Genomic DNA, 13079 nt, shown 5'->3' on the forward strand with positions numbered 1-13079 from the left:
CCCTCGGGGTGCGGGCCTTCGCCGTGCCCGGAGGCGGTGGGGCGGATCCTGCGCCCGATCAGAGATGTCGAGGAGGGCCGCGCCAGCCGTGACCCTCCTGAGATTCGGTCATGGCGCTGGGCCGCGTCGATAGTGTCGGGGCATGGCGATCGACGGCTCGCACCCCGGGTGCTTCACGCACGGCTCGCGGCTCTATGCGGTGCCGACCACGACCGGCCACAGCGTCCCCGACACGCGCGAGAGCTACATCGCCGCCGAGCGGGTACGCCGCACGCGTCGTCGCCCGCGCGTCCACTGGACCGCCATCGCCGGGGGAGTCGCCGGCGGTCTCCTGATCGTCCTGTCGGCCGTCAACAACGCAGGCGTCAGCGACTGGCTCGCCCTTGCGATGATGTTCGCGCTCGGCGGCCTCGTGGGCTTCGCCAGCGCGATCGGCATCCGAGACGCCTTCGTCGGCCGAGCGCCCGAGCCGGTCGTGCTGCGTCTCCCGGCGGTCGAGATCCCCGGTGACGTCGCCCGGCTGGCGCCCGACGACTCGACAGCCGACGAGCTCGCCCTCTGGAGCCTCGTCACTCGCCGCTACCGCGCGGCCAAGGTCGCCGTCGAGAACCTGCCCTTCGAGAACGACCACGGCCTCTTCGTCAGCGGCCCGACCACGGTCGCAGCCCCTCCGTCGACCGAGGCGCTTGCCTCCGCGGAGCTCACCTACATCACGGCCCGTCACGACTTCGAGCCGGTCGCCGAGCTCCTCGGTCTGCCGCTGCCGCGCTGAGCCCCTTCGCAACTGCGGGCGCAGGAACTCGCCACCCGACGCCGAGCACGAAGAAGCCCCGCCGACCGAAGTCGACGGGGCTTCTCGAGTAAGTCGTTCGACTTAGAGAACGCGGATGTTCTCGGCCTGGAGACCCTTGTTGCCCTGAGCGGTCTCGAATTCGACCTTCTGGTTCTCTTCGAGGTTGCGGTAGCCATCGCCGGCGATCGCGGAGAAGTGCGCGAACACGTCAGTGGATCCGTCGTCGGGGGTGATGAAGCCGAAGCCCTTTTCGGAGTTGAACCACTTCACGGTGCCTGTTGCCATTTTTCTTATTCCTTCAATCAGAGGTGTTCGATCCCGTCCATCGAGATCTCTCGTCGCGGTGCTTTTTTGGTCCGCTCCCTCTAAGAACGATGAGACGAAGCGCCTCATCGCGAAGTACAAATGCGTAACACAACAACCAGTGCGGCTCACACTATCGCAGGCTGACCCCCGAACGCGCGGTTTTCGCCCAAGAAGATCCAATGTGACGCCCGTGTCGTCGTGAATCGACCCTTCATGGAAGCCAGTAAGCTTGTCGCCTGCGCGAATGTGGTGGAATTGGCATACACGGGGCACTCAAAATGCTCTGCCTCACGGCTTGCGGGTTCGAGTCCCGCCATTCGCACGACACGAACGACGACGCTCGTGATTCGCGATGGTGCGAACGTCCAGCAGACGCCCCGTGCTCACGCCCTCGTGTGCACCGAAACGGCGCGCCCCCACGAACAGACCGGTAGGATTCATCCCGTGAGTGATCAAGAAGCACCGTCCGCAGCACCCCGTCGCGTCGTCGTCGCCGAAGACGAGTCGCTCATCCGCCTCGACATCGTCGAGATCCTCCGCGACAACGGGTTCGAGGTCGTCGGCGAGGCCGGCGACGGCGAGACCGCCGTGGCTCTGGCCACCGAGCTCCGGCCCGACCTCGTCATCATGGACGTCAAGATGCCCAAGCTCGACGGCATCTCCGCGGCCGAGCAGCTGTCCAAGAACCACATCGCGCCCGTCGTGCTCCTCACGGCCTTCAGCCAGAAGGAGCTCGTCGAGCGGGCCAGCGAGGCTGGGGCTCTGGCCTACGTCGTGAAGCCGTTCACCCCGAACGACCTCCTTCCGGCCATCGAGATCGCCCTCTCGCGCTACACGCAGATCATCACCCTCGAGGCCGAGGTCGCCGACCTGGTCGAGCGCTTCGAGACCCGCAAGCTCGTCGACCGCGCCAAGGGCCTGCTCAACGAGAAGATGGGGCTGACCGAGCCCGAGGCGTTCCGCTGGATCCAGAAGGCGTCGATGGACCGCCGCCTCACGATGCACGACGTGGCGCAGGCCATCATCGAGCAGCTCAGCGTCAAGAAGTAGCAGTCGCGTCACGGACGGCCGGTCCCTTCGGGGGCCGGCCGTTTTCGCGTCCCGCCCAGAAATTCAAGGAGATTTTTGCCTGCGCAGACCCGGATCGGCGCGGATCGCCCCGCCCGGCGAAAAATCTCCTTGAATTTCTGAGGGCCTAGGCGTCGCGGAGGATGTTCGTGATGCGGACGGTCGACAGGCGCCGGCCCTGCTCGTCGGTCATGACGATCTCGTGGGTCGTGAGCGTGCGGCCGAGGTGCAGCGCCGTGCAGGTGCCCGTGACGACCCCCGCCGAGGCGGCCCGGCTGTGCGACGCGTTCAGCTCGATGCCCATGGCGATCCGGCCCTCGCCCGCGTGCACGCTCGCGGCCATCGACCCGAGCGACTCCGCGAGCACGACGTGGGCCCCGCCGTGCAGGATGCCGACCGGCTGGCGGTTGCCCTCGACCGGCATGGTGCCGACGGCTCGGTCGGCGCTCAGCTCGAGGATCTCGATGCCCATCTTCTCGGCCAGCTCGCCGGCGCCGCGACGCTCCAGGAACTCGATTGCGGCAGGGCTGAACGGCTGGTCGGTCACGGTGTCTCCCGGGGTTTCGTCGCGTCAGCTCTCGGGCAAGGACGAGTGTCGGAGGGGGCCGCTAGGCTGACGGGGTGTCGGACGCAGCAAAGCCTACCCTCCTCGTAATCGATGGTCATTCCCTCGCATTCCGGGCCTTCTACGCCCTACCGGTCGACAGCTTCGTCAACCGCGAGGGGCAGCACACGAATGCCATCCACGGCTTCATCTCGATGCTCCTCAACCTGATGAAGAACGAGAAGCCGACCCACCTCGGCGTGGCCTTCGACATCTCGCGCTACTCGTTCCGCACCCGCGAGTACCCCGAGTACAAGGGCACGCGCGATGCGACCCCGGTCGAGTTCGTCGGGCAGATCCCCCTGCTGCAGGAGGCCCTGCACGCCATGGGCATCACGACCATCACCAAAGACGACTTCGAAGCCGACGACATCCTCGCGACGCTCGCCGCCCGCGGCTCGGCAGCCGGCTACACGGTCAAGGTGGTCTCGGGCGACCGAGACGCGATCCAGATGGTCAACGACGACGTCACTCTCCTCTACCCCTCGGCTCGCGGGGTCACCGACCTCACCCGCTACGACCGTGACAAGGTGTTCGAGCGCTACGGCATCGAGCCGCACCAGTACCCCGAGATCGCCGCCCTCGTCGGCGAGACCAGCGACAACCTCATCGGCATCGACAAGGTCGGCGAGAAGACCGCCGTCAAGTGGATCAACCAGTTCGGCTCCCTCGACGAGATCGTCGCGCACCGCGACGAGGTCAAGGGCGTCGTCGGCGACAAGCTCCGCGAGCAGTACGACCGCGCCGTTCGCAACCGCAAGCTCAACCGCCTCGTCACCGACGTCGATCTGCCGGTAGGCCCGGACGACCTCGAGCGCCGCCCCATCGACGTCTCCGCCGTGCGCGAGGTGTTCGACAAGCTGCAGTTCCGCACCCTGCAGGAACGCGTCGTCGCCCTGGCCGACGACTCCGCAGCACCCGCCGAAGCCGAAGCCGTTGCGGCCGGCCCGGCGGCGCCCGTCATCCGCACCCTCATCGACGAGGAGCTCGATCACTGGCTCCGCACTCACGCGGGCGCCGACAAGCCGCCGGTCGGCGTCGCCGTCGAGTACGGCGCCGACGGCACGGTCACGGGCCTCGGCATCGCCGCGCCCGACGACTCCGTGTACGTCCCGTGGGCCGCCGGCCGCGGTGACTACGTCGCCCTCGAGGCCTGGCTCGACACCGAGTCGCCCAAGGTCGTCCACGACTCCAAGCGCGCCTACAAGGCGCTCAAGCGAGCCGGCCTGGAGCTCACCGGCCTCCACGGCGACCCGCGGATCGCGGCCTGGCTGCTGCGCCCCGGCAACCACTCCTTCGTGCTCGCCGACCTCGCCTACGAGCTGCTCGGCGAGCGGATGCCGGTCGCCGACCCCAATCAGCTGGTCCCCGTCGACGAAGCCGGAGGTGTCGCGACCGAGGCCTGGTTCGCGCTCCGCGTCTCCGACGAGCTCGACGAGCTGCTCGACGAGGGCTCCCGCGGCGTGCTCCGCGACATCGAGCTCCCCCTCGTGTCGGTCCTCGGCGACATGGAGCTCACCGGTGTCGCGACCGACCAGCCCGGCCTGCGTGCCCTCTCCGCTCGCCTCGGCGAGTCGGCGGCCAACATCGCCGCCGAGGCGTTCGAGGTCATCGGCCGCGAGGTCAACCTCGGCTCGCCGAAGCAGCTGCAGGAGGTGCTCTTCGAGCAGCTCGACATGCCCAAGACCCGCTCCATGAAGACCGGCTACTCGACCGACGCGGGGTCGCTCGCCGACCTGCAGGACAAGCATCCGCACCCCTTCCTCGGCCTGCTGCTCAAGCACCGCGACGCGACGAAGCTGCGCCAGATCATCGACACGCTCGACAAGGCCGTCGACGGCGGCGGGCGCATCCACACGACGTACGACCAGACTGGCACCACCACCGGCCGGATCTCGTCGATCGACCCGAACCTGCAGAACATCCCGGTCAAGACGGAGGTCGGCCACGAGATCCGCGCCGCCTTCCAGCACGGTCCCGAGTACGAGACTCTGCTCACCGCCGACTACTCGCAGATCGAGATGCGGATCATGGCGCACCTCTCGGGCGACGCCGGCCTCATCCAGGCCTTCACCGAGGGCGAAGACCTTCACCGGTTCGTCGGCGCCCGCATCTTCGGCGTCGAGCCCGCCGACGTGAGCCCGACCATGCGCACGAAGGTCAAGGCGATGTCGTACGGCCTGGCCTACGGCCTCAGCGCGTTCGGCCTCTCGAAGCAGCTCCGGATCGAGACCGCCGAGGCGAAGCAGCTGATGACCGACTACTTCCACCGGTTCGGGGCTGTTCGCGAGTACCTGCGCAACGTGGTCGAGCAGGCTCGCGAAGACGGCTACACCGAGACGATCTTCGGCCGCCGCCGCCCCTTCGCCGATCTGAAGTCGTCGAACCGCGTGCTGCGCGAGAACGCGGAGCGCGCCGCGCTCAACGCTCCCATCCAGGGCTCCGCCGCCGACATCATGAAGATCGCGATGCTCGGCGTCCAGGCCGAGATCGACGAGCGCGAGCTGCAGTCCCGAGTCCTGCTCCAGGTGCACGACGAGCTCATCGTCGAGGTCGCCACCGGCGAGGTGGACGTGATCGAAGACGTCGTCCGCCGCCGCATGGGCTCCGCCGCCGACCTCCGGGTGCCGCTCGACGTCTCCGTGGGCACCGGCGAGAGCTGGGACGCCGCCGCGCACTGAGACGGCGCATGATGGAACAAGAGCACTCCCTTCCGTCCTCGAACAAGGAGCACCCCGTGGCCACCCTCGACGGATCACACGTCAAGAAGCTGATCGTCGCCTGCGACGCCGGCATGGGCTCGAGCATCATGCTCGCCTCCAGCCTCAAGAAGCTGCTGAAGAAGAACGGCGTCCACGTCGAGCACTCGGCGGTCCGCGAGATCCCCGCCGACGCCGATGTCGTCGTCACTCAGAACAACCTGGCCGCCCGCGCGCGCGAAGTCGTCACCGAGGGCACGCCCATCGTGCCGTTCCAGCTCTTCATGGGCGACCCGGCCGTGGCACGGCTCGTCGAGGCGATCCAGTCCGGCTCGACGATCGAGGTCTGACCGCCGCTGTCGGCCGGTCGTCCTAGGCTCGGACCATGAGCTTCGAGTCCACGCCCGCTGTCCGCCAGCCCACCCCGATCGACGCCGTCGCCGAGAAGTGGGTCGACACGATCGTCGACCTCGATCCGCAGTGGGCCACCTGGCTCGGCCGCGAGGGGCGCACCGGCGAGTACGGCGACACCTCGCCGGCCGGCCACGCGGCGTACATCGCCGCCGTGCGCGCGACACTCGACGAGCTCCGCGCGGCACCGGTCGTCGACGCCGTCGACCAGGTCACTCGCGACGATCTCGAGTCCTCGCTCACGCTCGACCTCGAATACGACGCCCTGCACCTGCAGCTGCGCGACCTCAACGTGCTCGCATCGCCCGCCCAGGGCATCCGCGAGATCTTCGACCTCATGCCCACCGCCACCGAGAAAGACTGGCGCGACATCGCCGCGCGCCTCGGCAATGTCGCGGGCGCCCTCGACGGCTACACCGAGACCCTGCGCGCAGGGATCGCCGAGGGCGTCGTGCCCGCCAAGCGCCAGGTAGCCGCGGTGGCCGAGCAGTGCGCGCGCCACTCCGCACCCGGCGGATTCTTCGAGTCGCTGGTCTCGGCGCCGGAGCTCGCGGGCGACGCGGTGCTTCCGGAGGCGGTGGGGGAGGCGCTGACGGTCGGAGCGGTGGAGGCTGCCGCCGCGTACACGGCCTTCCGCGAGTTCCTGCTCTCCGAGCTCCTTCCGGCCGCCGGCGACGGCGACGGAGTCGGCCGCGAGGCGTACTCGCTGCACTCGCGGCGGTTCCTCGGGGCGACGGTCGACCTCGACGAGACCTACGAGTGGGGCGTGGCCGAGCTCGCGCGCATGACCGCCGAGCAGGAGGCCATCGCCGAGGCCATCGAGCCCGGGGCGAGCGTCGCCCGCGCCGTCGAGGTGCTCGACGCCGACCCGGCACGCGTGCTGCACGGCACCGACGCCCTGCGCGAGTGGATGCAGCAGACCAGCGACCAGGCCGTCGAGGAGCTCGGGCGCACCCACTTCGACATCCCGGAGGCGATCCGCACCCTCGAGTGCAGGATCGCCCCGACGCAGGACGGCGGGGTCTACTACACGAGCCCGAGCGACGACTTCACGCGCCCCGGCCGCATGTGGTGGTCGGTTCCTGTCGGCGTCACCACCTTCACCACCTGGCGCGAGAAGACCACGGTGTACCACGAGGGCGTCCCGGGCCACCACCTCCAGCTCGGCCAGGCGGTCTACAACCGCGCGAGCCTCAACACCTACCGCCGCTCGATCGCCGGCACCTCGGGCCACGCCGAGGGCTGGGCCCTCTATGCCGAGCGGCTGATGGACGAGCTCGGCTACCTCGCCGACCCGGCCGACCGACTGGGCATGCTCGACGGGCAGCGGATGCGCGCGGCCCGCGTCGTGCTCGACATCGGCGTGCACCTCGGCAAGGAGTTTCCCGGCACTCCGTCGCACGCGGCCGGAGGCACGTGGGACCACGAGAAGGCCCTTGCCTTCCTCGCCGACAACTACAACGCCGACGAGGCCACGGTGCGCTTCGAGGTCGACCGCTACCTCGGCTGGCCGGGGCAGGCGCCGTCGTACAAGGTCGGCCAGCGCGTGTGGGAGGGGCTCCGTGCCCGGCTCGCGGAGCGCGAGGGCGACGGGTTCGACGTGAAGCGCTTCCACTCGGAGGCACTGGCGCTCGGCGGCGTCGGTCTCGAGACCCTCGAGAAGGCGCTTCTCGGCTGACTGGACGGCCGGGCGGAGGGGGCGAACACGCCGCTCGCCCGGGTTGATCGCCCCTGCGGCAACCCGTTAGAATCGATTGGCGCAAACTGCGTTGAACTATCCGCACGCCGCACTCTCACAATCACCGCGGCAGCCTCCGATCCGAACGGATCCTGCTGTCACCGGCGAGATGCGGCCCGAGAAATGCCCAAAACGGAGCAATCACTACATGACAATCGTAACGACCAAGGCACCCAAGCAGGTCGCCGTCAACGACATCGGATCTGCTGAAGACTTCCTTGCCGCGGTCGAAAAGACTCTCAAGTTCTTCAACGACGGAGACCTCATCGAGGGCACCGTCGTCAAGATCGACCGCGACGAGGTCCTCCTCGACGTCGGGTACAAGACCGAGGGCGTCATCCCCTCGCGCGAACTCTCGATCAAGCACGACGTCGACCCCACCGAGGTCGTCAACGTCGGCGACACGGTCGAGGCCCTCGTCCTCCAGAAGGAAGACAAAGAAGGCCGTCTGATCCTCTCCAAGAAGCGCGCTCAGTACGAGCGTGCCTGGGGAGACGTCGAGAAGATCAAGGACGCCGACGGCGTCGTCACCGGTACGGTCATCGAGGTCGTCAAGGGCGGCCTCATCGTCGACATCGGCCTGCGTGGCTTCCTGCCCGCGTCGCTCATCGAGCTGCGCCGCGTCCGCGACCTCACGCCGTACCTCGGCCAGGAGATCGAGGCCAAGATCCTCGAGCTCGACAAGAACCGCAACAACGTCGTCCTCTCGCGTCGCGCTCTCCTCGAGCAGACGCAGTCCGAGAGCCGCACCTCGTTCCTCAACAACCTCCACAAGGGCCAGGTCCGCAAGGGCATCGTGTCGTCGATCGTCAACTTCGGCGCGTTCGTCGACCTGGGCGGCGTCGACGGTCTCGTCCACGTCTCCGAGCTCTCGTGGAAGCACATCGAGCACGCCTCCGAGGTCGTCGAGGTGGGCCAGGAGGTCACCGTCGAGATCCTCGAGGTCGACCTCGAGCGCGAGCGCGTCTCCCTGTCGCTCAAGGCGACGCAGGAGGACCCGTGGCAGGTCTTCGCCCGCACCCACGCCATCGGCCAGGTCGCACCCGGCAAGGTCACGAAGCTCGTTCCGTTCGGTGCGTTCGTCCGCGTCGCGGACGGCATCGAGGGCCTCGTCCACATCTCCGAGCTCTCCGCCAAGCACGTCGAGCTCGCCGAGCAGGTCGTGTCGGTCGGCGACGAGGTGTTCGTCAAGGTCATCGACATCGACCTCGAGCGTCGCCGCATCTCGCTGAGCCTCAAGCAGGCCAACGAGGGTGTCGACCCCGAGGGCACCGAGTTCGACCCCGCGCTCTACGGCATGCTCACCGAGTACGACGACCAGGGCAACTACAAGTACCCCGAGGGCTTCGACCCCGAGACCAACGAGTGGCGCGAGGGCTTCGAGTCCCAGCGCGAGAAGTGGGAGCAGGACTACGCTGCCGCCCAGGCTCGCTGGGAGGCCCACAAGAAGCAGGTCGCGGCGTCGCTGGTCGAAGAGGCCACCGCGTTCGACGTGCCGACCGGCTCCTCGTTCTCGAACGAGTCGACCTCTGGCGCCGGCACCCTCGCCGACGACGAGTCGCTCGCCGCGCTTCGCGAGAAGCTGTCGAACAACAACTAGTCACACCGCACCATCCGCGAACGGCGGTCACCCTCGGGGTGGCCGCCGTTCGGCATTGCAACAGGTGTCGCCTTCCGTCGGGGCACTAGGGTGGAGACGTGTTCGTAGTGGGATTGACCGGCGGGATCGCCGCAGGCAAGACGATCGTGTCGTCGCGGCTCGCCGAGCGCGGAGCCGCGCACATCGACGCCGACAAGCTGGCGCGCGAGGTCGTCGAGCCGGGGACACCCGGTCTCGCGGCGATCGAGCAGCGCTTCGGCGCGGGAGTCCTCCAGGCCGACGGCAGCCTCGACCGAGCCGCACTCGGTGCGGTCGTGTTCTCGGACGCCGATGCCCGCAGAGCCCTCGAGGCCATCACGCACCCGGCCGTCCAGGCGCTCAGCCAGGAGCGCATGCGCGAGTCCGTCGCCCACGACCCGACCCGCGTCGTCGTCTACGACGTGCCGCTGCTCGTCGAGGCCAGGGGAGCGGGCGAGTTCAACCGCGTCGTCGTCGTGCACGCGCCTCGGGCGATGCGGATCAAGCGCCTCGTCGCGCTCCGCGGCATGGCCGAGGCCGACGCCGTCCGCCGGGTCGACGCGCAGGCGTCCGACGACGAGCGGCTGGCAGTCGCCGACGACGTCATCGACTCGTCGAGCAGCCTCGAGTCGACCGTCCAGCAGACCGACGCCCTCTACCGGAAGCTCGCGGCTCTAGCGCTCGAGAAGGCGTAGCCGCCTGTTCGCTCCCAGCGGCGGCGGTCGGCGTCTCCCGGCGGACGAGTGTCGGTGGCCACTCGTAGACTTGTTCTATGGAACCGACTCGCAGCGTCCGCCCCTTCGAAGTGGTCAGCGAGTACCAGCCGAGCGGCGATCAACCAGCCGCTATCGCTGAACTCGCCGGCCGAATCAACGCCGGTGAGACCGACGTCGTGCTTCTCGGCGCAACCGGTACCGGCAAGTCCGCGACGACCGCGTGGCTCGTCGAGGCCGTGCAGCGTCCGACCCTGGTGCTGGCCCACAACAAGACGCTCGCCGCCCAGCTGGCCAACGAGTTCCGGGAGCTGTTCCCGAACAACGCCGTCGAGTACTTCGTCTCGTACTACGACTACTACCAGCCCGAGGCGTACGTCCCGCAGACCGACACCTTCATCGAGAAAGACTCCTCGGTCAACGCCGAAGTCGAGCGCCTGCGCCACTCGACCACGAACTCGCTGCTCAGCCGGCGCGACGTCATCGTGGTCTCGACCGTCTCCTGCATCTACGGCCTCGGTACGCCCGAGGGCTACATGGAGGCGATGATCGCGCTCCAGGTCGGCATGCAGATCCCGCGCGACCAGCTGATCCGGCGCTTCGTCGCCATGCAGTACCAGCGCAACGACATCGACTTCTCGCGTGGCAACTTCCGCGTGCGCGGCGACACGATCGAGATCATCCCGATGTACGAGGAGCTCGCCGTGCGCATCGAGATGTTCGGCGACGAGATCGAGGCGCTCTACTACCTCCACCCTCTGACCGGCGACGTCGTGCGCACCGTCGAGGCCGTCTCGGTGTTCCCCGGCTCGCACTACGTGGCCGGCACCGACGTGATGCACCGCGCCATCGGCACGATCAAAGAAGAGCTCGCCGTGCGGCTCGAAGAACTCGACAAGCAGGGCAAGCTCCTCGAGTCGCAGCGTCTGCGCATGCGCACCACGTTCGACCTCGAGATGATGGAGCAGATCGGCTTCTGCAACGGCATCGAGAACTACTCGGCCCACATCGACGGCCGCTCGCCGGGCGAGGCGCCGCACTGCCTGCTCGACTACTTCGCCGACGACTTCCTCGTCGTGATCGATGAGTCGCACGTCACCGTGCCGCAGATCGGCGCCATGTACGAGGGTGACGCGTCGCGCAAGCGCACTCTCGTTGATCACGGGTTCCGCCTGCCGAGCGCGCTCGACAACCGGCCGCTCAAATTCGACGAGTTCCTCGACCGGGTCGGCCAGAAGGTCTACCTGTCGGCGACGCCGGGCCGCTATGAGCTCGGCATCACCGACAGCGTGGTCGAGCAGATCATCCGTCCGACAGGCCTCATCGACCCGAAGATCGTCATCAAGCCGTCGGAGGGGCAGATCGACGACCTCCTCGAAGAGATCCGACTCCGCACCGAGCGCGACGAGCGCGTCCTGGTGACGACCCTGACGAAGAAGATGGCCGAAGAGCTCACCGACTTCTTCACCGAAGCGGGGGTACGGGTGCGCTACCTGCACTCCGATGTCGACACGCTCCGTCGTGTCGAGCTCCTCACCGAGCTGCGGCAGGGCGTCTACGACGTCCTCGTCGGCATCAACCTGCTGCGCGAGGGCCTCGACCTCCCGGAGGTGTCGCTCGTGGCCATCCTCGACGCCGACAAGGAGGGCTTCCTCCGCTCGTCCACCTCGCTGATCCAGACGATCGGCCGTGCCGCCCGCAACGTCTCGGGCGAGGTGCACATGTACGCCGACAAGATGACCGACTCGATGAAGCAGGCGCTCGACGAGACGGACCGTCGCCGCGAGAAGCAGGTCGCCTACAACCTCGAGCGCGGCATCGATCCGCAGCCGCTCCGCAAGAAGATCGCCGACATCACCGCGGTGCTCGCCCGCGAAGGAGCCGACACGGCCGAGCTGCTCGCCGGCCGCCAGGGCGGCAAGCGCGCCCCGACGCCGAACCTCCGCCGCGAGGGCATGGCGGCCGGTGCGGCCGGCGGGCTCGAGACGATCATCGCCGACCTCAACGAGCAGATGCTGCAGGCCGCTGCAGAGCTCAAGTTCGAGCTGGCCGGCCGCCTGCGCGACGAGGTCGCCGACCTCAAGAAAGACCTCCGGCAGATGGAGGCCGCGGGCCATGTCCGCTGAGCCCGGGGCGCCGCGCCTCCGGGTCGTCGTCACTGGAGCGAACGCAGGTCTCGGCTACTTCGTCACCGAGCAGCTCGCCGCCACCGGCGCGGTGGTCATCCTGGCATGCCGTGACGCGGCCCGCGCGCAGGCGGCTGTCGACAGCATCCGCTCCCGCCTGCCGGACGCACAGCTCGAAGTCGTCATCGCCGACCTCGCGAACCTGGAGTCGATCCGCACGGCCGCCGCAGAGATCCGCGCGGGCGGCCCGGTCGACGTGCTCGTGGCCAACGCCGGCGTCGTCGGCTCGCCGTCGCGAGCGACGACCTCCGACGGCTTCGAGCTGCAGTTCGGTACCAACCACCTCGGCCACTTCGCGCTGATCTCGCACCTGATGCCGGCACTGAAGGCCGCAAAGGCCGGGCGCATCGTGCACCTCGGCAGCATCAGCCACCGCTGGGTGCGACTCGATCTCGACGACCCGATGATGGTGACCCGCTACCGCGGCTACGTCGCGTACGCGCGGTCGAAGCTCGCCGTGATGACCTTCGGGTTCGACCTCGACCGGCGACTCCGCGCCTCGGGCTCGAGCGTCCGAAGCGTCGTCGCCCATCCCGGCTTCGCTCTCGAGAACCTGACCGAGCGCCGGCCCGGCATCGTCCGGCGCCGCTGGCTCCCCGCCCCGATCATCGGCCTCATGCGGACGGTCTCGCAGGGTAAAGACCAGGGCGCGCGGCCCTTGGCGCACGCCGCCGTCGGCGCCGATGCGCAGGGTGGAGAGTACTGGGGGCCCGACGGCTGGTTCCAGCTGACCGGCGCCCCCGCCGTCGTGCGGGCCAAGAAGCACGCGCACGGCCGCAAGGCGGCGACCCGCCTCTGGAACCTCTCCGTCCGCCTCACCCGGGTGCAGCCCTCTGTCGACTGAGACCGCCCGCCGACTTCCGAAATCCGAACGCCGTAGAATGGACACAGTGTCGACTTCACCCGCGCAGACCCCCAAGAAGACTTCCTCCAAGGCTCCGAA

Annotated in this window: 11 protein-coding genes and 1 tRNA gene; 10 read left to right on the plus strand and 2 right to left on the minus strand. The window is 68.5% G+C overall.

Annotated features, from left to right (window positions below):
- Positions 1 to 142 precede the first annotated feature (142 nt).
- On the plus strand, positions 143 to 772 hold the full coding sequence (locus AC07TY_RS03330; protein ID WP_494784325.1) for a hypothetical protein: 630 nt from the start codon (positions 143 to 145) through the stop codon (positions 770 to 772).
- Positions 773 to 874: 102 nt separating this feature from the next.
- Here the strand turns inward: AC07TY_RS03330 and AC07TY_RS03335 are convergent, their stop codons facing one another.
- A complete protein-coding gene (locus tag AC07TY_RS03335; protein ID WP_123504568.1) occupies positions 875 to 1078 on the minus strand; it encodes a cold-shock protein in 204 nt (67 codons plus the stop codon).
- Between the two features lie 261 nt (positions 1079 to 1339).
- Here AC07TY_RS03335 and AC07TY_RS03340 point away from each other — a divergent pair.
- Positions 1340 to 1421 (plus strand) — tRNA-Leu (locus AC07TY_RS03340).
- Between the two features lie 122 nt (positions 1422 to 1543).
- Positions 1544 to 2149 carry an ANTAR domain-containing response regulator gene (locus AC07TY_RS03345; protein WP_123504567.1) on the plus strand — a complete coding sequence of 202 codons (606 nt, stop codon included), beginning with the start codon at positions 1544 to 1546 and terminating at the stop codon, positions 2147 to 2149.
- A gap of 145 nt (positions 2150 to 2294) precedes the next feature.
- Here AC07TY_RS03345 and AC07TY_RS03350 read toward each other — a convergent pair whose 3' ends face one another.
- Positions 2295 to 2639, minus strand: coding sequence for a hotdog fold thioesterase (locus AC07TY_RS03350; RefSeq protein ID WP_494784551.1), 345 nt, complete (start codon positions 2637 to 2639; stop codon positions 2295 to 2297).
- A 149-nt stretch (positions 2640 to 2788) separates the two neighbouring features.
- On the opposite strand from AC07TY_RS03350, the gene polA reads away from it, so the two are divergent.
- The 7 genes from polA (at position 2789) to AC07TY_RS03385 (ending at position 12980) form a co-directional block, all read left to right on the plus strand.
- Positions 2789 to 5452 (plus strand): DNA polymerase I, encoded by a 2664-nt coding sequence (polA, locus tag AC07TY_RS03355; RefSeq protein ID WP_488626250.1) that lies wholly within the window; start codon positions 2789 to 2791, stop codon positions 5450 to 5452.
- 56 nt (positions 5453 to 5508) lie between these two features.
- The gene (locus tag AC07TY_RS03360) at positions 5509 to 5820 is read left to right on the plus strand and encodes a PTS sugar transporter subunit IIBC family protein (protein WP_123505152.1); all 312 of its coding nucleotides are present in this window, start codon (positions 5509 to 5511) and stop codon (positions 5818 to 5820) included.
- 35 nt (positions 5821 to 5855) lie between these two features.
- Positions 5856 to 7559, plus strand: coding sequence for a DUF885 domain-containing protein (locus AC07TY_RS03365; RefSeq protein ID WP_494784326.1), 1704 nt, complete (start codon positions 5856 to 5858; stop codon positions 7557 to 7559).
- A 208-nt stretch (positions 7560 to 7767) separates the two neighbouring features.
- On the plus strand, positions 7768 to 9219 hold the full coding sequence (gene rpsA / locus AC07TY_RS03370; RefSeq protein ID WP_123504564.1) for a 30S ribosomal protein S1: 1452 nt from the start codon (positions 7768 to 7770) through the stop codon (positions 9217 to 9219).
- A 98-nt stretch (positions 9220 to 9317) separates the two neighbouring features.
- Positions 9318 to 9932 carry a dephospho-CoA kinase gene (gene coaE, locus AC07TY_RS03375; protein WP_494784327.1) on the plus strand — a complete coding sequence of 205 codons (615 nt, stop codon included), beginning with the start codon at positions 9318 to 9320 and terminating at the stop codon, positions 9930 to 9932.
- A 77-nt stretch (positions 9933 to 10009) separates the two neighbouring features.
- Positions 10010 to 12076 carry an excinuclease ABC subunit UvrB gene (uvrB, locus tag AC07TY_RS03380; RefSeq protein ID WP_123504562.1) on the plus strand — a complete coding sequence of 689 codons (2067 nt, stop codon included), beginning with the start codon at positions 10010 to 10012 and terminating at the stop codon, positions 12074 to 12076.
- Positions 12066 to 12980 carry an SDR family NAD(P)-dependent oxidoreductase gene (locus AC07TY_RS03385; RefSeq protein ID WP_494784328.1) on the plus strand — a complete coding sequence of 305 codons (915 nt, stop codon included), beginning with the start codon at positions 12066 to 12068 and terminating at the stop codon, positions 12978 to 12980. Before uvrB ends, AC07TY_RS03385 begins: the two co-directional genes overlap by 11 nt.
- The last annotated feature ends 99 nt before the right edge of the window (positions 12981 to 13079 follow it).

This window comes from Frondihabitans sp. GW821-FHT04F02 (assembly GCF_059420045.1).

Excerpts from the sequence above, each read along its gene's own strand:
- AC07TY_RS03330 (WP_494784325.1), top strand. The coding sequence starts at position 143 with ATGGCGATCGACGGCTCGCACCCCGGGTGCTTCACGCACGGCTCGCGG.
- AC07TY_RS03350 (WP_494784551.1), bottom strand. The coding sequence starts at position 2,639 with ATGGGCATCGAGATCCTCGAGCTGAGCGCCGACCGAGCCGTCGGCACC.
- uvrB (WP_123504562.1), top strand. The coding sequence starts at position 10,010 with ATGGAACCGACTCGCAGCGTCCGCCCCTTCGAAGTGGTCAGCGAGTAC.
- AC07TY_RS03385 (WP_494784328.1), top strand. The coding sequence starts at position 12,066 with ATGTCCGCTGAGCCCGGGGCGCCGCGCCTCCGGGTCGTCGTCACTGGA.
- AC07TY_RS03335 (WP_123504568.1), bottom strand. The coding sequence starts at position 1,078 with ATGGCAACAGGCACCGTGAAGTGGTTCAACTCCGAAAAGGGCTTCGGC.
- AC07TY_RS03365 (WP_494784326.1), top strand. The coding sequence starts at position 5,856 with ATGAGCTTCGAGTCCACGCCCGCTGTCCGCCAGCCCACCCCGATCGAC.
- rpsA (WP_123504564.1), top strand. The coding sequence starts at position 7,768 with ATGACAATCGTAACGACCAAGGCACCCAAGCAGGTCGCCGTCAACGAC.